Consider the following 24,777-nt stretch of genomic DNA (forward strand, 5'->3'; position numbering starts at 1 on the left):
GCTGGCGGGCATGGCTGCCCTGGAACCCCGCGACACCGGTGTCGCAGACCTCGTCGAGAGCTACGGTCCGTCCGATGGTGAGGGTGTCCTGGGGCGGGCCTATCGGGCGCTGAGTGTCGGGATCGTCTCCGTGGTGCTGCTCATCGCCTTCGAGGCGACGGCGGTGGGGACGGCCATGCCGGTCGCCGCTCGGGAACTGGGCGGGGTGTCGCTGTACGCGTTCGCGTTCTCCGGGTACTTCACCACCAGCCTGTTCGGGATGGTGTTCGCCGGGCAGTGGTCGGATCGGCGGGGGCCGCTGGGGGCGTTGAGCAGCGGGATCGCGGCCTTCGGGGTGGGGCTCGTGGTGGCCGGGACCGCGCAGGACATGTGGGTGTTCATTCTCGGGCGGGCCGTGCAGGGGCTGGGGGGTGGGCTGGTCATCGTGGCGTTGTACGTGGTCGTGGGGCGGGCCTATCCGGAGCGGTTGCGGCCCGCGATCATGGCTGCCTTCGCCGCCGCGTGGGTCGTGCCGTCCGTGGTCGGGCCGCTGGCCGCGGGGACGGTGACGGAGCGTCTCGGGTGGCGGTGGGTGTTCCTGGGGATGCCCGTGCTCGTGCTGCTCCCGCTCGCGCTCGCCCTGCCTCAGATACGGCGGCGGGCCGGTGGGGCCGTTCACAGCGGCTCCGGCGGCTCCAGCGGCTCCGGTGGTTCCGATGGCTCCGGTGGTTCCTCCTCCTCGGACCGGCGGCGGATCCGGCTCGCTCTCGGGATCTCGTTCGGGGCCGGGCTGTTGCAGTACGGCGCCCAGGATCTGCGGCCCCTCTCCGTTCTGCCGCTCGCGGCCGGGCTCGCGCTGCTCGTGCCCGCCGTGCTCGGGCTGCTGCCGCGCGGGATCTGGCGGGCGGCCCGCGGGCTGCCGTCCGTGGTGCTGTTGCGAGGGCTGGCGGCCGGGGCCTTCATCTCCGCCGAGTCCTTCGTGCCGTTGATGCTCGTCACCGAGAGGGGGCTGAGTCCCACGCTCGCCGGGTTCTCGCTCGCGGCCAGCGGGGGGACCTGGGCGCTGGGTTCCTGGGTGCAGGCGCGGGCGCGTGTGGAGCCGTACCGGGAACGGCTGATGACGGTCGGGATGGTGCTGGTGGCCGGGGCCGTCGCCGCCGCGCCCAGTGTGCTGATCCACTCCGTGCCCGTCTGGACCGTCGCCGTCGCCTGGGGCTTCGGGTGTTTCGGGATGGGGCTCGTCATCTCCTCCACCAGTGTGCTGCTGCTCCAGCTCTCCGCTCCGGAGGAGGCGGGCGCCAACTCCGCGGCCCTGCAGATCTCGGACGGTCTGTCCAATGTGCTGCTGCTGGCCGCCGGGGGTGCCGCCTTCGCGGCGCTCGGCGGGGGGAGCGTGGCGCACGCGGCCACGGCGGCCGGCGGTTCCTCTCATCCGGCCGCCTTCGCCGCCGTGTTCCTGCCGATGGCCGGGGTGGCGCTGGTCGGGGCGTGGGTGACCACCCGGCTGCACGAGCGGCGCCCGTAAATCCCCTGGCCCGCGCGCCCTTCCGTTTCCTGACCTCGGCGGCATGCAGCACCTGACCCTCGCCCTCGACCCCGGCCTCCACCAGGCCCTCGCCGACCTCGCGGACGCCACCGGCCGCAGCCCGGAGGACATCGCGCTGGACGCCGTACGCGAGCGTCTGCGGGCGGAGGAGGCACGGGTGCGGGAGACCGCCGAGCGGCTCGCGGGAGCGCACACCGAACTGCTGCGGAGGCTGGGGGAATGAGCGAGCGCATCGGTCGGCAGCCGGCTGACCACACGGGCCCGCACGCCACCCGTCACCTGACCGTCGCCGAGGTCACCGACATCGCCCGCATCGCCTTCGGCGGGCGTGCCCCCGAGGCCCGGGCGCCCGGGCTGCTGGCCTCCGCCGTGCACCGGCCGCGGGCCCGGATGTTCGGCACGGCCGCCTACGACGACCTCCACGAGCAGGCCGCCGCGCTCCTGCACGCCGTCGCCACGAACCATCCCCTCGTCGACGGCAACAAGCGCGCCGCCTGGCTCGCCGCCGTGACGTTTCTCGCGCTGCACGGCGTGGACCTCGCCGGCTGCGACCAGGACGCGGCATACGACCTGGTCATCGATGTCGCTTCCGGTACGGAGCCGGAGGTCGGCCGGATCGCGGAGCGACTGCGGGCGCTGTGACGTGGGTCCCACCCTGCGGCGCCCCGGCCCCGTTGGCGGGTGGACGGTCCCGGGCCGCCGGTAGGGTGGCCCGGTTGTCATACGTAGCCGAGTCCTAGACCGAGACGCCCAGCCGAGCCGCCCGACCCCCGAACCCGGAGACCGTGACTACCACCGCCACCTCCTCCTCCCACTCCCACCACCTCTCTCCCGCCTTCCCCGGCCGCGCGCCCTGGGGTACCGCCAGCAAACTGCGGGCCTGGCAGCAGGGGGCGATGGAGAAGTACATCCAGGAGCAGCCGCGCGACTTCCTCGCCGTCGCCACGCCCGGCGCCGGCAAGACGACCTTCGCGCTGACGCTCGCCTCCTGGCTGCTGCACCACCACGTCGTGCAGCAGGTGACCGTGGTCGCGCCCACCGAGCACCTGAAGAAGCAGTGGGCGGAGGCGGCGGCGCGGATAGGGATCCGGCTCGATCCCGAGTACAGCGCCGGACCGCTCAGCAAGGACTACCACGGGGTCGCGGTCACGTACGCGGGCGTCGGCGTACGGCCGATGCTGCACCGCAACCGGAGCGAGCAGCGCAAGACCCTCGTCATCCTCGACGAGATCCACCACGCCGGTGACTCCAAGTCCTGGGGCGAGGCCTGCCTGGAGGCCTTCGAGCCGGCGACGCGACGGCTGGCCCTGACCGGTACTCCCTTCCGGTCCGACACCAACCCCATCCCCTTCGTGACGTACGAGGAGGGGGCGGACGGGATCCGCCGGTCCTCCGCCGACTACACGTACGGATACGGGTCCGCGCTCGCGGACAACGTCGTCCGGCCCGTCATCTTCCTCTCCTACAGCGGCAACATGCGCTGGCGGACCAAGGCCGGTGACGAGATCGCCGCGCGGCTCGGCGAGCCGATGACGAAGGACGCGATCAGCCAGGCGTGGCGTACGGCCCTGGATCCGCGCGGCGAATGGATGCCGAGCGTGCTGCGCGCCGCCGACCAGCGGCTGACGGAGGTCAGGAAGTCGATCCCGGACGCGGGGGCGCTCGTCATCGCCTCCGACCAGGACTCGGCGCGGGCGTACGCCAAGCTGATCCGGGAGATCACCGGCAGCAAGGCGACGCTGGTGCTGTCCGACGACGCCGGTGCCTCCGACCGCATCGACGAGTTCAGCGGCAACACCGACCGGTGGATGGTCGCCGTCCGGATGGTGTCCGAGGGCGTCGACGTGCCGCGGCTGGCGGTCGGGGTGTACGCCACCACCATCTCCACGCCGCTCTTCTTCGCGCAGGCCGTCGGGCGTTTCGTACGGTCCCGGCGGCGCGGCGAGACCGCGTCCGTGTTCCTGCCGACCGTGCCCGATCTGCTCGGCTTCGCCAACGAGATGGAACGCGAGCGCGACCACGTCCTCGACAAGCCCAAGAAGGAGGGCGAGGAGGACCCGTACGCCGAGGAGGAGAAGCTCCTCCAGGAGGCGGAGAAGCAGCAGGACGAGGACACCGGGGAGCAGGACATGCTGCCTTTCGAGGCGCTGGAGTCCGACGCCGTCTTCGACCGGGTCATGTACAACGGCGCCGAGTTCGGCATGCAGGCCCATCCGGGGAGCGAGGAGGAGCAGGACTACCTCGGCATCCCGGGGCTGCTCGAGCCCGACCAGGTGCAGCTGCTGCTCCAGAAGCGGCAGGCCAAGCAGATCGCGCACAGCAAGAAGAAGCCGGACAGCGAGGCCGATCTGCTGGAGGTGCCGGCCGAGCGGCGGCCCGTCGTCTCGCACAAGGAGATGATGGAGCTGCGGCGGCAGCTCAACACGATGGTCGGCGCGTACGTCCATCAGAGCGGCAAGCCGCACGGGGTCATCCACACCGAGCTGCGGCGGGTGTGCGGGGGACCGGCGAGCGCGGAGGCGACGGCCGGGCAGTTGCGGCAGCGCATCGCCAAGGTCCAGGAGTGGGCGACTCGCATGAAGTGAGTCCGTCCAGGATCCGTCCAGGACTTCCTCCGGGAGTCCGTCCGGGAGTTCTTCCAGGAGTTCTTCCAGGTGGGGCGACGTTTCAGGGCAAATGCGAGGTAAACACTAGTAGTCCGTACCGGCCAATGACCGGATTCTGGACGTTCTCTTCCGCTCAGCGAACCTGCTTCGCTACTGTCCCGCTACGCACACGCCCCGTGGCAGCGCCGCCGCGGAGCGCAGCCGTGAAGCGACTGGGCCCGGACAAGCTGGGCCCATCTGTCGATCGGCGGCCTCTGAAGCGCGTCACTGACGGGACTCGGTGACGCATCCGCCGCGACGGGGGCTGCCGACCTCACCACTAAGGAGTGGGCGTCGTGACCGCGGAGACCTCCCAGACGCTCGACCGGGGACTCAAGGTCCTCAAGCTGCTGGCCGACACGGACCACGGGCTGACCGTCACCGAGCTGTCCCAGAAACTGGGCGTGAACCGGACCGTCGTGTACCGGTTGCTCGCCACGCTGGAGCAGCACGCACTCGTACGACGTGACCTGGGCGGGCGAGCCCGGGTCGGCCTCGGGGTGCTGAGGCTGGGCCGCCAGGTGCATCCGCTGGTCCGCGAGGCGGCGCTGCCCGCGCTGCGGTCGCTGGCCGAGGACATAGGGGCGACCGCCCATCTGACGCTGGTGGACGGGACGGATGCGCTCGCCGTCGCCGTCGTCGAGCCGTCGTGGACGGACTACCACGTGGCGTACCGGGCCGGTTTCCGGCATCCGCTGGACCGGGGGGCCGCCGGCCGGGCGATTCTCGCTGCGCGGCAGAGGCTGCCGGGGGAGCCGGGGTACACGCTCACGCACGGGGAATGGGAGGCGGGGGCGAGTGGTGCCGCCGCGCCGCTGCTCGGTGTGACGGGGGTCGAGGGGAGTGTGGGTGTGGTGATGCTGGCCGATGCGGTGCCGGAGCGCGTGGGGCCGAGGGTGATGGATGCGGCTCGGGAGGTGGCGGAGGCGTTGCGCTGACGCTGGGTCTGGGCGGGTGCGCAGCGTGGGCACCGGTGCTGGTGTCGGGCGGGGGTGGGTCCGCTTGCCCGCGCCGGCGGGGTGCCGCCTGCGCCCACCCGTACCGCCCCAGCGGCACGCCTGCCCGCAGGCTGTGTGGGGTGAGTGCGCGCGGGCTGTGTGGGGTGAGTGCGCGCGGGCTGTGCGGGGTGAGCGCGCGCGGGTTGTGTGCGGCGACTGGCTGAGGGCTGTGTGGGGTGACTGGCCGCAGGCTGCGTGGGGTGAGTGCGCGCGGGCTGTGTGGGGTGAGTGCGCGCGGGCTGTATGGGGTGAGCGCGCGCGGGTTGTGTGCGGCGACTGGCTGAGGGCTGTGTGGGGTGACTGGCCGCGGGTTGTGTGGGGTGAGTGCGCGCGGGCTGTGTGGGTGGTGGCCGCCAGGTCGGGGGCTTGCCTGCGCCGGTTACATTTGGCCCCGTGCTCTCTCGTCTCACACGCCTCCAGGCTCTCGTCGTCTGCGCCGTGCCCTTTGTGGGGCTGCTCGCCACGGCGGTGTTCGCTCCGTTGCCGTTCTCGGTGGCGCAGCCCGGCATGACGGCGAACGTGCTCGGGGAGAACCAGGGCACCCCCGTCATCACGATCTCCGGCGCGCCCACCCGGGACACGTCCGGGCAGCTGCGGATGACGACGATCGAGGCGACCGGACCCGACGCCGACGTCAGGCTCGGCGATGTGATCGACGGCTGGTTCCGCAGCGACCAGGCGATCATGCCGCGCGACTCGGTCTACCCCAGCGGGCAGACCACCAAGGAGATCGAGGAGCACAACACCGAGCAGATGGAGGAGTCCCAGGACGCCGCGACCGACGCCGCGCTGAGGTACCTCGACCGTACCGACGACGGGATCAAGGTCACGCTGAAGCTGTCCGACGTGGGCGGCCCCAGCGCGGGGCTGCTGTTCTCGCTGGGCATCGTCGACAAGCTCGACGGGAACGGTGCGGGCGGCGACCTCACCGGCGGCCGCACCATCGCCGGTACGGGCACCATCGAGGCGAACGGGACGGTCGGCGCGGTCGGCGGCGTCGCCCTGAAGACGCAGGCCGCCCAGCGGGACGGGGCGACGGTCTTCCTCGTCCCGAAGGACGAGTGCGGCGACGCGAAGTCCGACCTGCCCAAGGGGCTCCGGCTGATCCCGGTGACCACGCTCAAGGGCGCGGTGAGCGCCCTCACGGCACTGGGGAGCGGGAAGGGGTCCGTGCCCAGCTGCTGATTGCTAGCTGCTAGGGGCGAGAATCGTGGGCTTGGGGGTGGCGAGGCGCAGGCCCACTTCCACGAGGGTCCAGCCGAGGCGGCTGCGGAGGCCGTGAGGGCGCCCGGCTTCCGCGGCGAGACGGTGGGCTTCGGCTAAGGCGTGGAGTTCGGCGGCTCGGGCGTGGTGCAGGGCGAGGTGGGTCTCGGGGGTGATCACTGGTGCCTCTCTCGGTCCGTCGTGAGGGGGAACGCGTGCGTGTGCAGGCGGACCTGCGCCGTGTCGGCGTCGTCCGCGTCGGAGGCGCGGTCGCGGTAGGTGTCGATCAACGTGTGCATCTTCTCGACGAGTTCGCGGGTCAGTTCCGGGGTCAGCCGTAGCGTCGCGCTGCTCATGTCCCAGACGCTGTTCCACTCGTCGGGCCAGGAGTCACGGTTGCCCAGCCAGGTCGACAGATCCCGGGTCTGGGTGGTCGCGACCTCGTGCAGATACATGTCGGCTGCCCCGCGTACGGCCGGGTCGGCGTCCGTGAGCAGTTCGTCGCCGAAGCGCAGACCCTGGTGGGCCGCCTTCCACCACCGCTCCCGGCCCTTGCCCCGCTCGGGGTCGTCCTCGACGAAGCCGTGGGCGGCGAGCTGGCGCAGGTGGTAGCTGGTGGCTCCGCTGGACTCACCCAGTTTCTCGGCCAGTTGGGAGGCGGTGGCCGGTCCGCCGAAGCGCAGGGCGTCGAGGAGCTGCATACGCAGCGGATGCGCCAGCCCTCGCAGCGACCGCGCGTCGAGCTGGCGAACCTGTGGATCCCGGGGCTCGTTCATGCATGCAAAGGTATCCTTGCAAAGAAGTCTATGCAAGGGTTTCTTTGCAACTGGGGCTCCCTTTGCCACTGCCGGTCGTCCTCCTGCAACTGCCGGTCGTCCTCCTCACCCCTCCAACCCCCTCGGCCGCAGCAACACCTCCCCCAGCGACGCCACCCAGTCGACCAGCAGGGCGAGGGCGACTTGCGCAGCTCGCCCTGGAGTCGGATCAGTTCGTCCTGGAGGTGCCCGCGGGTGGCCGGGTCCAGCCCGCCGAACGGCTCGTCCATCAGCAGCACGGGCGGATCGGCCGCGAGCGCCCGGGCCACGCCCACCCGTTGCCGCTGCCCGCCGGACAGCTGGTGCGGATAGCGGCCGTGGAAGGTGCCGGGGTCGAGCCCGACCAGGCCGAGCATCTCCTCCACCCGGTCCCTGATCCGCGCCTTCGGCCAGCCGGCCGTCCTGGGCACGAGCGCGATGTTCCGGGCGACGGTCATGTGCGGGAACAGCCCCGACGACCGGGTCGCGTACCCGACCTTGCGGCGCAGCCGCACCGGGTCGATGCCGGTGACGTCCTCGCCGTCGATGCGGATCCGGCCGCCGCTGGGCTCGATCAACCGGTTGATCATCTTCAGGGTCGTGGACTTCCCGCAGCCCGGCGGCCCCACCAGGACGACGGTCTCACCGGCCTCGATCCGCAGGCTCACGTCGTCCACGGACGGCCGCGGACTGCCGGGATACCGCTTGCTCAGGCTCTCCAGCTCGATGCCGGCGCCGTGCGAACCACCCTCGTGAGCACCGACTCCGCGAGAAGCGGACCGTGTCTCAGCCACGGATCCCCCCGGGAATCGTCAGCCGCCCGACGACGACATACGCGGCGTCGAACAGGAGCGCCAGGACGATGATCCCGAGCGTGCCCGCGAGGACCTGGTCGAGCGCGCTCGCGCTGCCCGGGGAGGCGATGCCACGGAAGATCTCGTTGCCGAGGCCGGGCCCGGAGACGTACGCGGCGAGCGCGGCGATCCCCATCAGCATCCGGGTGGAGACCCGGATCCCGGTCAGGATCAGCAGGCCGATCAGGGCGAGGGACGGAACGGTGAGGATCGTGGCGCCCGCGGTGGTGGCGAGGCCGCCGGCCCGGTCGCCGCCGCGGGTGACGACGGCGATCAGCACTCCCAGGACGGCGGTCGCGACCACGCAAAGGAAGACCACGAAGGCATGGTGGCCGGCGTCCGTGAGCAACTGCCGGTGCCGGGTGTCCAGGTACTCCCAGAAGCTCACAGGCCCTCACCACCCCAGGTCGGCTACGTCCTCTCCCGGCCCTCGGAGGCGGCCTGCTCCACCAGCGGGATGATCCGCAGCGGAACGGCGTTCTCCCTCACGATCGCGGTGGAGGCCCGGACGGTGCCATCAAAGCCCACGCCCTGGTCGATCGCCCCTTGGGTACGGCCGTAAGGGCAACGGAAGAGGGGCCGTCGACTGGGCCCCGCGCCTCACACGGTCGGCACTCCATGTCAACCGGGTCCATCGGCAGTAGCGAGAATTCAGCTGTTGCGTCTGCTTGTCGACACGTTGCAGGCTGTCACTGTGATCCAGGCCACACACCACACTCCCGACACCGCCCGGCAGGCAGACCCCTTCCCGGTCAGGGGAATGGACGCGGTCGTCTTCGCCGTGGGCAACGCCAAACAGGCCGCGCACTACTACTCCACCGCCTTCGGCATGAAGCTGGTCGCGTACAGCGGACCGGAGACCGGCAGCCGTGAGACCGCGTCGTACGTGCTCACCAACGGGTCGGCCCGCTTCGTCCTCACCTCCGTCGTCAAGGCCACCACCACCTGGGGCCACTTCCTCGCCCAGCACGTGGCCGAGCACGGCGACGGGGTGATCGACCTCGCCATCGAGGTTCCGGACGCCCGCGCCGCGTACGCCTACGCGATCGAGCACGGCGCCCGCTCGGTCGCCGAGCCGTACGAGCTGAAGGACGAGCACGGCACGGTCGTCCTCGCCGCGATCGCCACGTACGGCGAGACCCGTCACACCCTGGTCGACCGCTCCGGCTACGACGGCCCCTACCTCCCGGGGTTCGTCGCCGCGGCCCCGATCGTCGAACCGCCGGCCCACCGCACCTTCCAGGCCATCGACCACTGCGTCGGCAACGTCGAGCTCGGCCGGATGAACGAGTGGGTCGGCTTCTACAACAAGGTCATGGGCTTCACGAACATGAAGGAGTTCGTGGGCGACGACATCGCCACCGAGTACTCCGCCCTCATGTCGAAGGTCGTCGCCGACGGCACGCTCAAGGTCAAGTTCCCGATCAACGAGCCCGCCGTCGCCAAGAAGAAGTCCCAGATCGACGAGTACCTGGAGTTCTACGGCGGCGCGGGCGTCCAGCACATCGCGCTCAACACCAACGACATCGTCGCGACCGTACGGACCATGCGCGCGGCCGGGGTGCGGTTCCTCGACACCCCCGACTCCTACTACGACACCCTCGGCGAGTGGGTCGGCGACACCCGCGTGCCCGTGGAGACCCTGCGCGAGCTGAAGATCCTCGCCGACCGCGACGAGGACGGATATCTTCTCCAGATCTTCACCAAGCCGGTGCAGGACCGCCCTACGGTGTTCTTCGAGATCATCGAACGCCACGGCTCGATGGGCTTCGGCAAGGGCAACTTCAAGGCCCTGTTCGAGGCGATCGAACGTGAGCAGGCGAAGCGGGGCAACCTGTAGCAGCACGGGCCCCCGCCGAAGGCGAGGGTGGACCGTGGCCGACCGTTTCGACCTTACCGTACCGGCCGTGCGCTGGCTGAGTACCAAGGCCCTGCGGGAGGGCACGGTCCTGCAGTCCTTCGCCTTCGACGAGACCCACAAGCACCTCTACGTCCTCCAGGTCCGGGCGGACGGCGAGGCGGCCGGCAACCTGTGCCTCAACCGCCTCGACCACCAGGGCAACGCACTCGGCCACATGTACCTCCAGGGCTTTGGGCACGGCGTCAGCATGGGTGTGCAGAACGCGCCCGACGGCACCGTCTGGATCTGGACCGAGGCCGCCTCCAAGGGCGGCTACGGCCAGGGCGTCACCCGCTTCCGCTTCACCGCCGGTGCCGTCCGCACCGCCGAGGACGTCAAGGTCCGCAAGCCGATACCCGGGTCCACCAACAACCAGCCGTCGGTCTGCATGACCTCCAAGCGCGTCTCGGTCCGCTACCGCATGGACGGCAAGGCCCGCTACCGCGTCTGGGACCTCGAGTCCTTCGTCGACCGCGACTACGACGACCCCGTCGCCGACTTCGCCCAGACCGGCGCCCACCCCGACGCGACGATCCCCTTCCAGGGGTACGCCCTGCACGGCGACCACGTCTACCAGCTCGCCGGCACGGCCTACGACGCGAAGACGAACCCGCCCGCCGAGCGCGGCAACGCCTACCTCTCCTGCCTGGACATCCGCACCGGGAAGCTCGTCCAGCGCACCCGCACCGGGGCCGGCGCCTCCCTCACCTACCGCGAACCGGAGGGCCTCGCCGTCCGCGGCTCCCGCCTCTACATGGGCTTCGCCTCCGGCACGTCCGGCGCCCGCCGGTTCTCCCTCTACTACAAGCCGGCGGCCAAGAAGGACGCGTAGGCCCCGCGCTCACGGGGACGGCAACCCCGTGGGCGGCGGCACGTCCGCGGGCTCGCCGAGAGCCCCGAGCGCGGCCCGCGCCGTACGGGCGTGCAGCGGGGAGAAGTACGGGTTGAGCCGCAGCGCCTCCCGCAGGTGGCGGCGCGCCGACGACGTCCGCTTCAGACCCCGCTCGATCATGCCCCGGTGGTAGACGTACGGCGCGCTGAGCACCGCGCCGGCGTGCGTCCGGTCGGTGGCGATCACGGCGAACCGCAGCGCCTCCTCGTCGTTCCCGGCCCGGTGCAGCGCCCAGCCCAGCGCGTCCGCGACCGCGACGCCCGGCTGGCGCCGCCACTCGGCCCGCAACCGCCGTACCGCCGACGCCGGATCGCCGTGGTCCGCCTCGCACAGACCGAGCACCAGCTCCCCGTCCACGCCGCCCGCCGCGTCCTTCCGCACCCGCTCGCGCAGCAGGCCGTACTGCTCGCGCGCCTGCCGCGTCCGCCCCGCCGCCTCGTACAGTTCGCCCAGTTCGAGCGCGTACTGCGGCAGCGGCTGCCCGGCGAGTGCCTTCCGGTACGCGGTCACCGCCTCCGAGGTGCGGCCGAGCGCCGCCAGCGCCCGCCCCTGTCCGGCCCGCGCGGCCCCCAGGTCCGGGTCCAGCCGTACGGCCGTCCGGAAGTGCCGCAGCGCGCTCTCCCGCTCACCGCGCTCGAAGGCCAGCTGCCCGGCCCGCTCCAGCCACGCGGCCTCCTCGGCGGGGGAGGCGGCCCCGGCCGCCGCGTCGGCCAGCGCGGCCTGCGCGTCCTCCCGCCGGCCCTGGTCCCAGTACACGCCCGCCGCCCGCGCCAGCACCGGCGGACCTGACCGCAGCTCGGTCAGCCTCTCCAGCGCCTTGAGCGCCTTCTTGTGGTCGCCGAGACCCGTGTAGGCGCCGATGAGCTGCGCATACGTCGTCCAGCGCCTCGGCGCCTGCCGGCGCGCGCCGTCCGCCCAGACCAGCGCCGCCCGGAAGTCGCGACGCGCGTTGGCCAGCGCGGCCAGTGCGTCGAGGGCCTCGGCGTTGTCCTTCGGCCGCACCTTCAGCGAGGTGCGCAGCGCCCGCTCGGCCTTCGGGTAGAGGACGCCGGCCTTGGAGGTGCGCCGGCCCTGCTCGACGTAGGCCGCGCCCAGCACCGCCCACGACCGGGCGTCGCGAGGATGCTCCCGCACCCGGCTCTCCTGCGCGTCGATCAGCACCGCCAGATCGGGCAGCGCGGCCGGCGCCCCGGCCGCCACCGCCGCCCGCGCCCCCGGAGCCGGTGCGGGCGCCGCCCCGCGTTCCGCCCGCTCACCCGGCAGACACAGCAGCACCGCCCCGCCGGCCAGCACGAGACACCCCACGAGCGAGCCGACGAGCGGACGCCGGCGGTACCAGGGGGCCGCGCGAGGCGGCTCCTGCGCCGCGGGCGCGGTCTGTTCTTCATTCCGTACGACGCTGTCCATGGCGCTCACTGTGCGGCAGCGCCTGCGCCGCACCCGGGCAGGTGACGGCCGCCGTGGACGGGGTTCACACCGATGGCCCCGGGTGCGAACCTGTGATCATGAGCCGTATCGAAGCGCCACGCGACGAGGTCACGGGCAACCTCGTCGACCGTCTGCTCGCCGGCCTGCCCGCCGAGGCCGTCCTCACCGACCCCGACGTCACCGCCTCGTACGCCAACGACATGGCCAGCTTCTGCCCGGCCGGCACCCCGGCGGTCGTCGTGCTGCCGCGCACGGTCGAACAGGTGCAGCACGTCATGCGCACCGCGACCGAGCTGCGCGTCCCGGTCGTCCCGCAGGGCGCGCGCACTGGTCTGTCCGGCGGCGCCAACGCGACCGACGAGTGCGTCGTGCTGTCGCTGACGAAGATGGACCGCATCCTGGAGATCAACCCGGTCGACCGCATCGCCGTCGTCGAACCGGGCGTCGTCAACGCCGTCCTCTCCCGCGCGGTGGGCGAACACGGTCTGTACTACCCGCCGGACCCCTCCAGCTGGGAGATGTGCACCATCGGCGGCAACATCGGCACAGCCTCGGGCGGCCTGTGCTGTGTGAAGTACGGGGTGACGGCCGAGTACGTCCTCGGCCTCGACGTCGTCCTGGCCGACGGGCGGCTGATGTCCACCGGCCGCCGCACCGCGAAGGGCGTCGCCGGGTACGACCTGACCCGGCTGTTCGTGGGCTCCGAGGGCTCGCTCGGCATCGTCGTACGGGCGATCCTCGCCCTCAGGCCGCAGCCGCCGCGGCAGCTGGTGCTGGCGGCGGAGTTCGCGTCGGCGGCCGCCGCCTGCGACGCGGTGTGCCGGATCATGGCCGGCGGGCATGTGCCGTCCCTGCTGGAGCTGATGGACCGTACGACCGTCAAGGCGGTCAACGACCTCGCCCACATGGGCCTGCCGGAGTCCACCGAGGCCCTCCTGCTGGCCGCCTTCGACACCCCCGCACCGGCCGCCGACCTCGCCGCGGTGGCGGCGCTGTGCGAGGAGGCGGGCGCCACCCAGGTGGTCCCGGCCGACGACGCGGCGGAGTCCGAACTCCTCCTCCAGGCGCGGCGGTCGTCACTCGTCGCCCTGGAGGCCGTCAAGGGCACGACGATGATCGACGACGTGTGCGTGCCCCGGTCGCGGCTCGGCGACATGATCGAGGGCGTGGAGCGCATCGCGGAGAAGCACCGGCTGACCATCGGGGTCGTCGCCCACGCCGGCGACGGCAACACCCACCCCACCGTCTGCTTCGACGCACAGGACCCCGACGAGTGCGGGCGCGCCCGCGAGTCCTTCGACGAGATCATGGCCCTCGGCCTGGAACTCGGCGGCACGATCACCGGCGAGCACGGCGTGGGCGTCCTGAAGAAGGAGTGGCTGGCGCGCGAGATCGGCCCGGTGGGGGTGGAGATGCAGCGGGCGGTCAAGCAGGTGTTCGACCCGCTGGGGATCCTCAATCCGGGCAAGCTGTTCTGACCCACCCCCGTTCATTCACCGTCCTTGGACTCGTCCGAGAGCCATGGGTCGCGCAGCCACAGATCGTCCGCCGGGGTCGGGGTGAACAACTCGGCCAGGCCCTCGTCGAGACCGAGCTGCTCCGCCTCGGTCCCCGGCGGCACCACCCGCAGCGTCCGCTCCAGCCAGGCCGAGACCTGGGCGGCCGGCGCCTCCAGCAGGGCGTCGCCGCCGGGCGAGCTGAGCGCCATCAGCACGACGCCGCGCCCCTCCACCTTCGTCGGCCACACCCGCACGTCCCCGTGCCCGCACGGCCGGAACACCCCCTCCACCAGCAGCTCACGGGCGAAGGTCCAGTGGACGGGCTGCTCGGAGTTGATGTGGAAGGCCACGTGCACGGCGAAGGGGTCGTCGGCCCGGTAGCTCAGCAGGGCCGGGACGGGGATGCTCCGCTCCGGCGACAGGATGAGCTTCAGCTCCAGCTCGCGCTCCACCACGGTGTGATGCATGGTCGTTCTCCTCTCGGTACGGATGTGTACGGAGGGAGAGAGCGCGAGGGATGCGGAGCATTACGCGGGTTCGGAGAACTTTTTTCGTGAGTTCTGTCTGCTGATCTTCGGCCGGACGGTTCCGAACGTGTGAAGGGCGTGCACGGGGTTGCCCGGAAAGGGGCGGGTACGGCGGGACTGGCGGTGGGGGTTGCGTCCGTCTGATAGATGTGGATGCCCCCATCCCACCTCCGAGCAGATACGGGACGACGGACATGAGCGCCCCAACCCCGGCCCCCGGCGACGACAGGCCCCGCGAGGGGTATTACCCGGACCCGTCCATTCCCGGATACGTCCGGTACTGGAACGGTTCCGCCTGGGTACCGGGCACCAGCCGCCCGGCCCCGTCGGACGGCGCGCCGCTCACGCCTCCGGCCTCGCCCGTGGAGGAGACCGGCCCGCACTTCTTCGACGAGGACCCGAACCCGGCGGAGCAGTACGGCGGCGGCCGCCCCGAGCCCGCCTCGGCCTGGGGCGCCGACCGCTCCCACCAGTCCGGCTTCGGCGGCGACCAGGACCGCCGCATCTCCTGGGGCGCGGCCCCGAACAGCGACCCGAGGACCCGACTGACGGGCGGCCCCCAGCCGGGGGTTCCGGGGCAGCAGGCGGCCGCGGGCCAGGCTGGGGTTCCGGGGCAGGCTGGGGTTCCGGGGCAGGCTGGGGTCCCGGGCCAGGCTGGGGTCCCGGGCCAGGCTGGGGTTCCGGGGCAGGCTGGGGTCCCGGGCCAGGCTGGGGTTCCGGGGCAGGCTGGGGTCCCGGGCCAGGCTGGGGTCCCGGGCCAGCCGGGCGTCCCGGGCCAGTCGGGGGTTCCAGGGCAGTCGGGGTCTGCGGGCCAGTCGGGCGTCTTGGGCCAGTCGGGGGTTCCAGGGCAGTCGGGGTTCCCGGGCCAGGCAGGTGCCCCGGGCCAGTCGGGCGTCCCGGGCCAGGCAGGTGCCCTGGGCCAGTCGGGCGTCTCGGGCCAGTCCGGCGTCCCGGGCCAGCCCGGGGACCTGGGCGTGCAGGCGGCCGGCGGGCGTCAGGCGGGGGCTCCGGCCCAGCCCGACGGGTGGGCCGCCAGTACGGACGGTACGGCGACGATTCCGCCGGTGGAGCCGGAGACGGGTGCCGATGACGTGGCGTCGCCCGGCACCTTCGTCTTCCGGCGCCCCACGCCCGGGGACGCGCCCGCCGACACCGGCCGCGCCAAGCCCGGGTTCGCCGCGGGCAAGGCCGCCGCCGAGCGCGCGGCCGCGGCCCAGTCGGCCCAGGCGGCTCACTCGGCCCAAGCGGCCCAGCCGCAGGCTCAGTCCGGCCCAGGTCTTCAGGCCCCCGCCTCCCCGGCGGCCCAGGGCCCGGCCCAGCAGGGCCCCGCCGTGTTCCCGCCCGCCGCAGGGCAGACGGGCGGCCCCTCAGGGGCCCCGCAGCAGTCCACCCCGGCCCAGGCCGCCGCCCAGGCACCCGCACCCGTGCCCACCCCCGCGTCCACTCCCATGGCCCCCGGTCCGGGTGGGGGACAGTCCTCGTGGGCGCAGCAGGTGCACCGGCTCGCGGGGGCCGACGAGCAGCCCGGCCCCTGGAAGCCGCCGGTCGAGGACATCTTCCAGGCGGCCGCCCGCAGGCAGGCGGCGGCCCGTCCGGCGGGGCTCGGGAAGCGGTTCGCCGCCCGTCTGGTCGACACGCTCGTCCTCGCCGCCGTCACCTCCGCCGCCGCCGTCCCCCTCGGCGTGAAGGCCGTCGACCACGTCAACGAGAAGATCGACGAGGCCAAGCTCACCGGACAGACCGTCACCGTGTGGCTGCTCGACGGCACGACGTCCGTGTACCTCGGCATCGTCGTCGGCGTCCTCCTCGTCTTCGGGATCGTGTACGAGGCCCTGCCCACCGCCAAGTGGGGGCGCACGCTGGGCAAGAAGCTGTTCGGTCTGGAGGTGCGGGACATCGAGGGCCACGAGCCCCCGTCCTTCGGGGCCGCCCTGCGCCGCTGGCTCGTCTACAGCGTGCCCGGGCTGCTCGTGATCGGTGTCGTGGGCGTCGTATGGGGCGTGTTCGACAGGCCGTGGCGCCAGTGCTGGCACGACAAGGCCGCACACACGTTCGTGGCCGGCTGACACCCGTATAGCCGCTCGCCGGATGCGGCCCCGTGGGCCCCGGGTTCCACTCGGGCCATGACCACCGAACCGCCCCCCGGCTCCGGCGGCCCGCCGGAGGAGGACCCGCTCCGGAAGAAGCCCCCGCAGGAACCGCCGCAGGAGCCCTCCCAGGAGCCTCCGCGGCAGCCCCCGCAGGGTCCGCCGCCCTCGTCCGGCGAGGGGCGGGGCGGCTCGCCGTACGACACCCCGTACGACGGGGAGCCGCCCCCGCCGTACTCGGGCGGCGGCGGCCCCTACGGGGGCCAGGGCGGTGACGCGTACGGCGGCCACCCGGCCGACCCGCTCGCCGGGATGCCCCCGCTGGCCGAGAGCGGCAAGCGCACGATCGCCCGGATCATCGACATGGTCCTGGTGTACATCGTGGTGGCGCTGCTGGTGTGGGCGTTCCGCGTCGACCAGTACACGGTGGACGCGGACGAGATCGAGTTCGGCAAGACCTTCGGGCGCGAGGTCATCACGGCCGTCCTGTACGTCGCGTACGACACGATCCTGATCGCCCGGACCGGCCAGACCCTCGGCAAGAAGTGGTTCGGCATGCGGGTCGCCAACCTGGACAACGGCTCCACGCCCTCCGTGCAGACCTCGCTGGTCCGCGCCCTGGTGCTGTGGATCCCGTTCGCGTTCTGCTGCGCCTGTGTGTGGACGGCGATCGCGGGCGGCTGGAGCTACTTCGACAAGCCCTACAAGCAGGGCCTGCACGACAAGGCGGCCAAGACGGTGGTGGTCGGCCTCACCTGACGCCCCGTCCGTACCGGGGCATGAAGAAGGGCCCGCGAGCCACCTCCTGGCACGGGCCCTCCCTCACGCCGTTCAGGGCGCCGTCGGCTCCCGGACGGGCTCGGGCGCGGCGGAGGCCGCGGCGACGGAGGCGGTTACCGGCACCGGCTCGGGCGCCGCCGGCTGCTGTGCCGCCGTCGGGACGGGCGACGACCGCGTCACCGGCACCGTCAGCGCGACGAGCACACCGAGCGCGAGCGCGGCGACGGCGATGACCGCGATCCCGGGTCCCGAACTCGTCTGTGACAGCAGCAGCATGGCGAGCGTCGAGAAGATGACGGTGCAGGAACCGTACGTGAGCTGTGCGACAGTCGGACGAGGCATGGCAATCGTGTCCTCGGAAGCGGGGGAGATCTCGACTCTATTCGGCTGCATGCCCGAGTGGAACGAACGGTAAGCGTGACCTAACCCACGGTGCCGGTGCACAGGGGGCGCACGGAGTCATGGCGTCCAGCAAGTGGACGGTCCCGCGCGCCCGTTCGGGTTACAGTCATGTGTCCGTAATGCGAACACCCGCTCTCAATAATGCACTTGATCTGTCCAAGTCAAGGTCTGTCTTTTCTCGTAAACCAGTAGTCAAATGGCGTCACTTGACTACACGCGTATAACAGCGCGCGGACCTTCCTTGACAGGGATCCCCCCTTTTCCGCGCGTACGGGCGCGTTAGGGGAGGACATCAAGTGACCAGTAGATCCTGGACGTTCAGAACGGCCGCGACGGTCGTCGCCCTTGCGGCGGCCACGACGACGTTCACCACGTTCGCCGTGGCGCAGGCCGCGGAGCGTGGCACGGGCGCGGCGGTGGACCGGCAGGACCCGCAGCCGGCCAAGGCCAAGGAGCACGACTTCGACGGCCCGCTCAGCAAGACGCAGGAGGCGCAGCGCGAGGAGGCCCTCAAGCAGGTCATATCCGGCGAGGCGACGGTCAAGGACCGCGACGGCTCGAAGGTGGTCAAGCTCGACAGCCGCAAGGGCGACAGCAAGTACGTCGAGCTCGGCCGTGAGAAGACCGACAAGATCTTCACGATCCTGGTCGAGTTCGGCGACCAGATCGACTCCCGCTACGGCGGCACGGTCGGCCCGCTGCACAACCAGATAGCCGCGCCGGACCGCACGAAGGACAACTCCACGGCCTGGCAGGCGGACTACAACCAGGCGCACTTCGAGGAGCTGTACTTCGGCACCGGCAAGAAGACCGAGTCGCTGAAGAAGTACTACGAGAAGCAGTCCTCGGGCCGCTACTCGGTCGAGGGCGAGGTGACCGACTGGGTCAAGGTCCCGTACAACGAGGCCCGTTACGGCTCCAACGACGCCCCCACCGGCGCCTGGTACGCGGTTCAGGACGGCGTCACCGCCTGGGTCGCCGAGCGCGAGGCCGCGGGTGACACGGCCGCCGAGATCAAGGCGGAGCTGGCCGAGTTCGACCAGTGGGACCGCTACGACTACGACGGCGACGGCGACTTCAACGAGTCCGACGGCTACATCGACCACTTCCAGATCGTGCACGCCGGCGAGGACGAGTCCGCGGGCGGCGGCGCCCAGGGCGCGGACGCCATCTGGGCGCACCGCTGGTACGCCTTCGCCACCGACGCCGGCGCGACCGGCCCGGACACCAACAAGCTCGGCGGCACCCAGATCGGCGACACCGGCATCTGGGTCGGCGACTACACCATCCAGCCGGAGAACGGCGGCCTGGGCGTCTTCGCCCACGAGTACGGCCACGACCTCGGCCTGCCGGACGAGTACGACACCTCCGGCGGCGGCGAGAACTCCACCGGTTTCTGGACCCTGATGTCCTCCGGTTCCTGGCTGGGCACCGGCAAGGAGTCCATCGGCGACCTGCCCGGCGACATGAACGCCTGGGACAAGCTCCAGCTGGGCTGGCTGGACTACGACGTCGCCGTGGCCGGCAAGAAGTCCACGCACAAGCTGGGCGTCGCGGAGTACAACACCAAGAACCCGCAGGCCCTCGTGGTCCAGCTGCCGGAGAAGACGGTCACCACCGACGTCGTCGCCCCGGCGCAGGGTGCCACGCAGTGGTGGAGCGGCAGCGGTGACGACCTGCGCAACACCCTGACCCGCACGGTCGACCTGACCGGCAAGTCGTCGGCGTCCCTGACCCTCGACGGCTGGTGGGACATCGAGCAGGACTACGACTACCTGTACACCGAGGTCTCCACCGACGGCGGCGCCAGCTACACGCCGATCGACGGCACCCTGGCCGACGGCACCGCCATCCCGCGCGACGGCAGCGACAAGCCCGCCCTCACCGGCACGGTGGCCGCCTACCAGAAGCTGACGTTCCCGCTGGACGCCTACGCGGGCAAGCAGATCAGCCTGCGCTTCCGCTACGCCACCGACGGCGGCGTGGCCCAGAAGGGCTTCGCGGCCGACGAGATCACGGTGACCGCCGACGGCGCGACCCTGTTCTCCGACAACGCGGAGGCGGCGGACGCCGCTTGGACCGCGAACGGCTTCTCCCGTATCGGCGCGGCCATCACGGACGACTACGCGCAGTACTACATCGCCGAGAACCGCCAGTACGTGTCGTACGACAAGACCCTCAAGGTCGGCCCGTACAACTTCGGCTTCTCGACGACCCGCCCCGACTGGGTGGAGCACTACGCGTACCAGAACGGTCTGCTGATCTGGAAGTGGGACACCTCCCAGGCGGACGACAACACCAGCGCCCACCCGGGTGAGGGCCTGATCCTCCCGATCGACTCGCACCCGACCCCGCTGAAGTGGTCCGACGGCACCCTGATGCGCAACCGCATCCAGTCCTACGACTCCACCTTCAGCTGGTACCCGACGGACGCGATCACGCTGCACAAGGCGGACGTCGCGACCAAGATCAAGTCGCGTCCGGGCGTCCCGGTCTTCGACGACGGCAAGTCGTCGTACTACGACGCCACGAACCCGCTCGCGGGCGTGAAGGTCACTGACACCAACACCTCGATCAAGATCGTCAACGAGCCCCTGAGTGGCTCGACGATCACGGTGAAGGTCGGCCCCTCGGTCAAGTGATCTGAGAAACCGCAGGTCAGAAGCGTATCGGCGGCAACCCCTTGGCGGGTTGCCGCCGGTCGTGTTTAGGTGCCTCCTGTGACTCCGTTATTGACGCCGACCTCGATACCGACTCGCACGGGGGTGTGACCGCATGGCCGCAGGAGGCTTCTGCAGACTGCCGAACGGCAGGGTGGTGGTGGCGCTGAACCTGCCCAGCCCGACCGCCGCCGACCCGGTCGCGGGCGTCCGCGTCCTGGTCCACGCCCAGAACCGGGCACGGGCCCTGACCAGGCTCCGCAACCTCGGCCTGCGGGCCGTCTACCTCCGCGGCAACACGGCACCCCCGACCCCGGACGAGGTCACCGCCGTACTCCACCACCCGGACGGGCTGATATGGCGGACGGCACCGGACGCCACCGTCCCGCCGCCGACGGCCCCGGAACTGTGGAGGCCGATCAGATCCCTGCTGCGGGGAGCGGCGGCCTAGGCCGGGTCCCCGAGACCCCGTCGGCGATACTTCATGGCTGTGACAAGCCAGAACGCCCCCGTGGGCAGAAGACCCCAGCCGCCTGCCAGACGTCAGATCCAGTCCTGGCAGGAGGCCGAGCACAACGCGGCGGCCTGGATGCGCCACTGGGGGTACGGGGACGCCCGTGCCCAGCCGGGCGGCAGCGACGGCGGGGTCGACGTACGGTCGCGGCGGGCGCTGGGGCAGGTGAAGTACCAGGGGGCCGCGGTGGGGCGGCCCGAGCTCCAGCGTCTGTTCGGGGCCCGCGGCCGGGCCATGGACAAGGATCTGCTCTTCTTCACGGGCAGCAGCTACGCCGGCACGGCGGTCGAGTACGCCGCCGAGAACGGCATCGCGCTGTTCGTCTACGGCCTGGACGGCTCGATGAAGGCGGTCAACGCCCCGGCCCGCCGGATCGCCACGGCCCCGGCACCGGCACCGGCATCGACCCCCGCTCCGACCCCTCCCGCGGCACCGGCCGCCGCGCCTCCCGCCCCGCCCCGGGAGAGCCGCCCCGGCACCGGGCGGATCGTGCTCGGTCTCGTCCTGACCGTCGTCGCGCTGTTCATCCCCGGCAGCGAGAGCTTCGACCCCCGTCCGAACCGCACGCTGGTGACACTGCTGCTGCTCGTCGTCCCCGGCATCCTGATCGTCTCGGGCATCCGCGAGAAGTCCCGCCGCCGCTACTGGCCGACCGGACTGGGCCTGGTCCTGCTGGACCTTCCGGCGGCCTGGGTCGGCAACGCGCGGCTGTGGCGCGGCGACACCGCCGACATCCTGGTGCCCTCGACGCTGACCGTGCTGGCCCTCACGGCCGCGACCCTGCTGCTCCGCTGGAACAGCCGTGGTTCGAGCGAACCGGCGGCCCGGAGCCTGGCCTAGGCCACCACCGGCTTCCCCGACAGCTCCACCCCGGCCCCGCGCAGCTCCTCGATCGCCCGCTCGGTGGTCTCCGGGGCCACCCCGGCGGTCAGGTCGAGCAGGACCGTCGTACGGAAGCCGTCGCGGGCCGCGTCCAGCGCGGTCGCCCGCACGCAGTGGTCCGTGGCGATCCCGACGACGTCGACCTCGTCGATCTGCCGGGCCCGCAGCCAGTCGCCCAGGGTGACGCCGTTCTCGTCGGCGCCCTCGAAACCGCTGTACGCGGCCGCGTAGGCGCCCTTGTCGAAGACGGCGTCGATGGCGCCGGAGGCGACGGCCGGGGCGAAGTTCGGGTGGAAGCCGACGCCCTCGGTGCCGGCGACGCAGTGCGCGGGCCAGGAGTGGACGTAGTCGGGGTTGTCGGCGAAGTGGCCGCCGGGCGCGATGTGGTGGTCGCGGGTGGCCACGACATGCCGGTACCCGGCGGGGGCCTGCCCGATCAGCTCGGTGATCGCGGCGGCCACATCGGCACCCCCGGCCACCGCGAGGCTGCCCCCCTCGCAGAAGTCGTTCTGCACGTCTACGACGATCAAGGCGCGGCGCATTTTCGGTGTCCTTCGACTATGGGTGAAGTAAGCAAGCCTAGAGATTTTCCGGGCCGTCCGGGAGGGGGCGTCGCCCTGCCTATGCGTACTCGGTCGGCAGGACGGGTTCGCCGCGGGAGAGCTGGGTGGCGGAGAGCGGGAGGTTGGCGCGGGCCGCCGCGTGGCGGTCGCGTACGACGTCCAGGGGCTCGCGGGCGACCGTCTCGCCGCCCTTGACCAGCTCCACCAGCAGCTGCCGGTCCGCCAGCTCGGCCGGCACCGCGCCGGTGCCGATCACCTCGGCCTCCGCGACCCCGTCCGCGTCCCGCCGCCGCGCCGCCCACTTGCGGCCGCCGATGGACGTCTTGCCGCCGGTCGACTTCTTCGCCACCGGCACCAGCGGGGCCCGCGGATCGGCGGACTCGGCGCGGGCGACCAGCTTGTAGACCATCGAGCAGGTCGGGTGCCCGGAGCCGGTCACCAGCTGCGTACCGACGCCGTACGCGTCCACGGGCGCCGCGGCGAGCGAGGCGATGGCGTACTCGTCGAGATCGGAGGTGACGATGATCCGGGTGTCCGTCGCGCCGAGCTCGTCCAGCTGCTGGCGCACCCGGTGGGCGACGAGGAGCAGGTCGCCGGAGTCGATGCGGACCGCGCCCAGCTCGGGCCCGGCCACCTCCACCGCCACCCGTACGGCCTCGGCGACGTCGTATGTGTCGACGAGCAGGGTGGTGCCCCGGCCGAGGGAGTCCACCTGGGCCCGGAAGGCGTCCCGCTCGCTGTCGTGCAGCAGGGTGAAGGCGTGGGCGCTCGTGCCCACCGTCGGGATGCCGTAGCGGAAGCCGGCGGCCAGGTCGGAGGTGGTGGTGAAGCCGCCGATGTACGCGGCGCGGGAGGCGGCGACCGCGGCCAGCTCGTGGGTGCGGCGCGCCCCCATCTCGATGAGCGGGCGGTCGCCCGCCGCCGAGGTCATCCGGGAGGCGGCGGCCGCGATCGCGGAGTCGTGGTTGAGGATGGACAGGATCACCGTCTCGAGCAGCACGCACTCAGCGAAGGAGCCCTCGACCCGCATGATCGGGGAGCCCGGGAAGTAGACCTCGCCCTCCGGGTAGCCCCAGATGTCACCCGAGAAGCGGTACGCGGCCAGCCAGTCCAGGGTCTCCTGGCCGACGATGCCCCGCTCGCGCAGGAAGCGCAGCACGCCGGCGTCGAAACGGAAGTTCTCGACGGCGTCCAGGACCCGTCCGGTGCCCGCGACGACGCCGTACCGCCGTCCCTCCGGCAGCCGCCGGGTGAAGACCTCGAACACGCTGCGCCGCTCGGCCGTACCGGCCTTCAGTGCGGCCTGCAGCATCGTGAGCTCGTACTGGTCCGTGAAGAGCGCCGTAGAGGGAACGTCCACCGGCAGCCCAAGGTCCGCTGTGTTCATGGCAGGAATGCTACACCCCTTTGCGTCAGTGTGACGATTTGTAGGGGCCGTGGCAGCATGGGCCTTGTGACGTCACCCGCTCCCCTTGAGATCGAACGCACCGAATCGGCGGAGGAGGTCTTCGCCGTCCCCGAGCCGGACGTCCCCTGGGTCACCATCGTCCACAACGACCCGGTCAACCTCATGAGCTACGTGACGTACGTCTTCCAGACGTACTTCGGCTACTCCAAGGACAAGGCCACCAAGCTCATGCTCGACGTCCACCACAAGGGCCGGGCGGTCGTCTCCAGCGGTTCCCGCGAGGAGATGGAACGCGACGTGCAGGCCATGCACGGCTACGGACTGTGGGCCACCCTCCAGCAGGACCGGAAGTAGCCTCCTCACTGATGCCTGGACACTTCGAACCGCTCCCCGGCGGCGGCGCGGCCGTCGCGCTCGACGACGTCGAGATCTCGATCATCCGCTCGCTGGCCGTCCAGCTCCTGGAGCTGATCGGCCCCGGCCCCGCCGAGGACGCCCCCGACGACCCGCTCGCGGAGCTCTTCGCCGAGGGGCCGAGCGAGCCCCCCGCCGACCCGGTGCTGCGCCGCCTCTTCCCGGACGCCTACTCCGACCCGGAGGGCGCATCGGGGCCCCAGCAGGCGGACGAGCAGAAGGCGCACTCCGCCGAGTTCCGCCGCTTCACCGAGAACGACCTCAGGGCGGGCAAGCGCGACAACGCCCTCGCGGTGGTCCGCTCGCTGGACGCGCTGGCCTCCGAGGCGGCCGTCGGCGGCGGCGCGGTGCTCAAACTGGCGCCGGGCGAGTCCCGGCAATGGCTCGGCGCGCTCAACGACCTGCGGCTGGCGATCGGCGCCCGCCTGGAGATCACCGACGAGGACGACACCGACGTCCTCTACGGGCTGCCGGACGAGGACCCGCGCAAGCCGATGGTGATGGCGTACCTGTGGCTGGGCGGCCTCCAGGAGACGCTCGTGACCACCCTTATGCCGTAATTCACCCCGCTTTGGGGTGCGCCCCGTGTTCGCTCAGAGGACGCTCAAATCCGGATAACGATCGCGTCACCGCGACGGCCGGGAGTGTCCTCTTTGTGTCCCATTCATCCTCTTCTTCCTGTGTCGTGTCCCACACCCGCCCCGGGCGATCCATGTTTCAGGCGTGATAAATCTTCACGACCGCCCGGCGAACACCACCCGTATGTTCCGCCGGGTGCGCCACCGAGCCGACCATCGTCGGC

Annotated in this window: 25 protein-coding genes and 3 pseudogenes; 17 read left to right on the plus strand and 11 right to left on the minus strand. The window is 71.7% G+C overall.

Translation table 11 applies throughout. From position 1 onward, the window contains the following. Positions 1-10: 10 nt before the first annotated feature. The 6 genes from ACIRF9_RS00510 (at position 11) to ACIRF9_RS00535 (ending at position 6,353) form a co-directional block, all read left to right on the plus strand. Positions 11-1,504: an MFS transporter gene (locus tag ACIRF9_RS00510; RefSeq protein WP_403814105.1), complete on the plus strand. Its 1,494-nt coding sequence runs from the start codon at positions 11-13 to the stop codon at positions 1,502-1,504. A 43-nt stretch (positions 1,505-1,547) separates the two neighbouring features. After that, a complete protein-coding gene (locus ACIRF9_RS00515) occupies positions 1,548-1,748 on the plus strand; it encodes a hypothetical protein (RefSeq protein ID WP_403814108.1) in 201 nt (66 codons plus the stop codon). Beyond that, on the plus strand, positions 1,745-2,167 hold the full coding sequence (locus tag ACIRF9_RS00520) for a type II toxin-antitoxin system death-on-curing family toxin (protein WP_403814111.1): 423 nt from the start codon (positions 1,745-1,747) through the stop codon (positions 2,165-2,167). Before ACIRF9_RS00515 ends, ACIRF9_RS00520 begins: the two co-directional genes overlap by 4 nt. Positions 2,168-2,310: 143 nt before the next feature. Beyond that, entirely contained in the window at positions 2,311-4,110 is a 1,800-nt protein-coding gene (locus tag ACIRF9_RS00525; protein ID WP_403814114.1) for a DEAD/DEAH box helicase, read from the plus strand. 356 nt (positions 4,111-4,466) lie between these two features. Further along, positions 4,467-5,108, plus strand: coding sequence for an IclR family transcriptional regulator (locus tag ACIRF9_RS00530; protein WP_403814117.1), 642 nt, complete (start codon positions 4,467-4,469; stop codon positions 5,106-5,108). A gap of 453 nt (positions 5,109-5,561) precedes the next feature. Continuing rightward, positions 5,562-6,353 carry a PDZ domain-containing protein gene (locus ACIRF9_RS00535; RefSeq protein WP_403814120.1) on the plus strand — a complete coding sequence of 264 codons (792 nt, stop codon included), beginning with the start codon at positions 5,562-5,564 and terminating at the stop codon, positions 6,351-6,353. Between the two features lie 3 nt (positions 6,354-6,356). Here the strand turns inward: ACIRF9_RS00535 and ACIRF9_RS00540 are convergent, their stop codons facing one another. From ACIRF9_RS00540 to ACIRF9_RS00560, 5 genes and pseudogenes are all read right to left on the minus strand, one after another. After that, positions 6,357-6,548 carry a hypothetical protein gene (locus ACIRF9_RS00540; protein ID WP_403816046.1) on the minus strand — a complete coding sequence of 64 codons (192 nt, stop codon included), beginning with the start codon at positions 6,546-6,548 and terminating at the stop codon, positions 6,357-6,359. After that, positions 6,548-7,147, minus strand: coding sequence for an ArsR/SmtB family transcription factor (locus ACIRF9_RS00545; protein WP_403814123.1), 600 nt, complete (start codon positions 7,145-7,147; stop codon positions 6,548-6,550). The genes ACIRF9_RS00540 and ACIRF9_RS00545 overlap by 1 nt, the downstream gene beginning before the upstream one ends. A 179-nt stretch (positions 7,148-7,326) precedes the next feature. Further along, positions 7,327-7,959: pseudogene (locus tag ACIRF9_RS00550) on the minus strand (ATP-binding cassette domain-containing protein); the annotation flags it as partial. After that, entirely contained in the window at positions 7,952-8,407 is a 456-nt protein-coding gene (locus tag ACIRF9_RS00555; protein ID WP_403814126.1) for an ABC transporter permease, read from the minus strand. The pseudogene ACIRF9_RS00550 and the gene ACIRF9_RS00555, both read right to left, overlap by 8 nt. A gap of 23 nt (positions 8,408-8,430) precedes the next feature. Continuing rightward, positions 8,431-8,568, minus strand: a pseudogene (locus ACIRF9_RS00560) (Lrp/AsnC family transcriptional regulator); the annotation flags it as partial. A gap of 145 nt (positions 8,569-8,713) precedes the next feature. On the opposite strand from ACIRF9_RS00560, the gene hppD reads away from it, so the two are divergent. Beyond that, on the plus strand, positions 8,714-9,859 hold the full coding sequence (gene hppD, locus ACIRF9_RS00565) for a 4-hydroxyphenylpyruvate dioxygenase (protein WP_403814129.1): 1,146 nt from the start codon (positions 8,714-8,716) through the stop codon (positions 9,857-9,859). 67 nt (positions 9,860-9,926) lie between these two features. Then, on the plus strand, positions 9,927-10,751 hold the full coding sequence (locus ACIRF9_RS00570) for a Teichoic acid biosynthesis protein C (Precursor) (protein ID WP_403814132.1): 825 nt from the start codon (positions 9,927-9,929) through the stop codon (positions 10,749-10,751). A gap of 9 nt (positions 10,752-10,760) precedes the next feature. Here ACIRF9_RS00570 and ACIRF9_RS00575 read toward each other — a convergent pair whose 3' ends face one another. Further along, positions 10,761-12,218: a tetratricopeptide repeat protein gene (locus ACIRF9_RS00575; protein WP_403814135.1), complete on the minus strand. Its 1,458-nt coding sequence runs from the start codon at positions 12,216-12,218 to the stop codon at positions 10,761-10,763. Between the two features lie 92 nt (positions 12,219-12,310). Here ACIRF9_RS00575 and ACIRF9_RS00580 point away from each other — a divergent pair, with 92 nt between their 5' ends. Further along, positions 12,311-13,717: an FAD-binding oxidoreductase gene (locus tag ACIRF9_RS00580; RefSeq protein WP_403814138.1), complete on the plus strand. Its 1,407-nt coding sequence runs from the start codon at positions 12,311-12,313 to the stop codon at positions 13,715-13,717. A gap of 11 nt (positions 13,718-13,728) precedes the next feature. Here the strand turns inward: ACIRF9_RS00580 and ACIRF9_RS00585 are convergent, their stop codons facing one another. Next, on the minus strand, positions 13,729-14,205 hold the full coding sequence (locus ACIRF9_RS00585; RefSeq protein WP_403814141.1) for an SsgA family sporulation/cell division regulator: 477 nt from the start codon (positions 14,203-14,205) through the stop codon (positions 13,729-13,731). Positions 14,206-14,459: 254 nt separating this feature from the next. Here ACIRF9_RS00585 and ACIRF9_RS00590 point away from each other — a divergent pair. After that, positions 14,460-14,552, plus strand: a pseudogene (locus ACIRF9_RS00590) (DUF2510 domain-containing protein); the annotation flags it as partial. Here the strand turns inward: ACIRF9_RS00590 and ACIRF9_RS00595 are convergent. Then, positions 14,510-14,770 (minus strand): hypothetical protein, encoded by a 261-nt coding sequence (locus tag ACIRF9_RS00595; RefSeq protein WP_403816139.1) that lies wholly within the window; start codon positions 14,768-14,770, stop codon positions 14,510-14,512. The pseudogene ACIRF9_RS00590 and the gene ACIRF9_RS00595 sit on opposite strands and share 43 nt — an antisense overlap. Before the next feature lie 559 nt (positions 14,771-15,329). On the opposite strand from ACIRF9_RS00595, the gene ACIRF9_RS00600 reads away from it, so the two are divergent. Together ACIRF9_RS00600 and ACIRF9_RS00605 are read left to right on the plus strand one after the other, a co-directional pair. Further along, positions 15,330-16,331, plus strand: a complete 1,002-nt coding sequence (locus tag ACIRF9_RS00600; protein ID WP_403816049.1) for an RDD family protein — start codon at positions 15,330-15,332, stop codon at positions 16,329-16,331. Positions 16,332-16,388: 57 nt separating this feature from the next. After that, on the plus strand, positions 16,389-17,111 hold the full coding sequence (locus ACIRF9_RS00605; RefSeq protein ID WP_403814144.1) for an RDD family protein: 723 nt from the start codon (positions 16,389-16,391) through the stop codon (positions 17,109-17,111). 72 nt (positions 17,112-17,183) lie between these two features. Here ACIRF9_RS00605 and ACIRF9_RS00610 read toward each other — a convergent pair whose 3' ends face one another. Further along, entirely contained in the window at positions 17,184-17,474 is a 291-nt protein-coding gene (locus ACIRF9_RS00610; RefSeq protein WP_403814147.1) for a hypothetical protein, read from the minus strand. Between the two features lie 356 nt (positions 17,475-17,830). On the opposite strand from ACIRF9_RS00610, the gene ACIRF9_RS00615 reads away from it, so the two are divergent. The 3 genes from ACIRF9_RS00615 to ACIRF9_RS00625 all read left to right on the plus strand — a co-directional run bounded on the left by ACIRF9_RS00615 (position 17,831) and on the right by ACIRF9_RS00625 (position 21,548). Further along, entirely contained in the window at positions 17,831-20,176 is a 2,346-nt protein-coding gene (locus ACIRF9_RS00615; protein WP_403814149.1) for an immune inhibitor A domain-containing protein, read from the plus strand. Positions 20,177-20,309: 133 nt separating this feature from the next. Then, entirely contained in the window at positions 20,310-20,645 is a 336-nt protein-coding gene (locus ACIRF9_RS00620) for a hypothetical protein (RefSeq protein WP_403814152.1), read from the plus strand. Positions 20,646-20,678: 33 nt separating this feature from the next. Then, positions 20,679-21,548, plus strand: a complete 870-nt coding sequence (locus ACIRF9_RS00625; protein WP_403814155.1) for a restriction endonuclease — start codon at positions 20,679-20,681, stop codon at positions 21,546-21,548. Here ACIRF9_RS00625 and ACIRF9_RS00630 read toward each other — a convergent pair. Together ACIRF9_RS00630 and ACIRF9_RS00635 are read right to left on the minus strand one after the other, a co-directional pair. Then, positions 21,545-22,132, minus strand: a complete 588-nt coding sequence (locus tag ACIRF9_RS00630; RefSeq protein WP_403814157.1) for an isochorismatase family protein — start codon at positions 22,130-22,132, stop codon at positions 21,545-21,547. The two genes, ACIRF9_RS00625 and ACIRF9_RS00630, sit on opposite strands and share 4 nt — an antisense overlap. Positions 22,133-22,211: 79 nt before the next feature. Further along, positions 22,212-23,540, minus strand: coding sequence for a nicotinate phosphoribosyltransferase (locus tag ACIRF9_RS00635; RefSeq protein WP_403814160.1), 1,329 nt, complete (start codon positions 23,538-23,540; stop codon positions 22,212-22,214). 57 nt (positions 23,541-23,597) lie between these two features. On the opposite strand from ACIRF9_RS00635, the gene clpS reads away from it, so the two are divergent. Both clpS and ACIRF9_RS00645 read left to right on the plus strand, forming a co-directional pair. Further along, the gene (gene clpS / locus ACIRF9_RS00640; protein WP_327320744.1) at positions 23,598-23,915 is read left to right on the plus strand and encodes an ATP-dependent Clp protease adapter ClpS; all 318 of its coding nucleotides are present in this window, start codon (positions 23,598-23,600) and stop codon (positions 23,913-23,915) included. Between the two features lie 11 nt (positions 23,916-23,926). After that, positions 23,927-24,535, plus strand: coding sequence for a DUF2017 domain-containing protein (locus ACIRF9_RS00645; RefSeq protein WP_403814163.1), 609 nt, complete (start codon positions 23,927-23,929; stop codon positions 24,533-24,535). Positions 24,536-24,777 lie beyond the last annotated feature (242 nt).

Source organism: Streptomyces sp. NPDC096132, assembly GCF_044763345.1.
Lineage (GTDB): Bacteria > Actinomycetota > Actinomycetes > Streptomycetales > Streptomycetaceae > Streptomyces.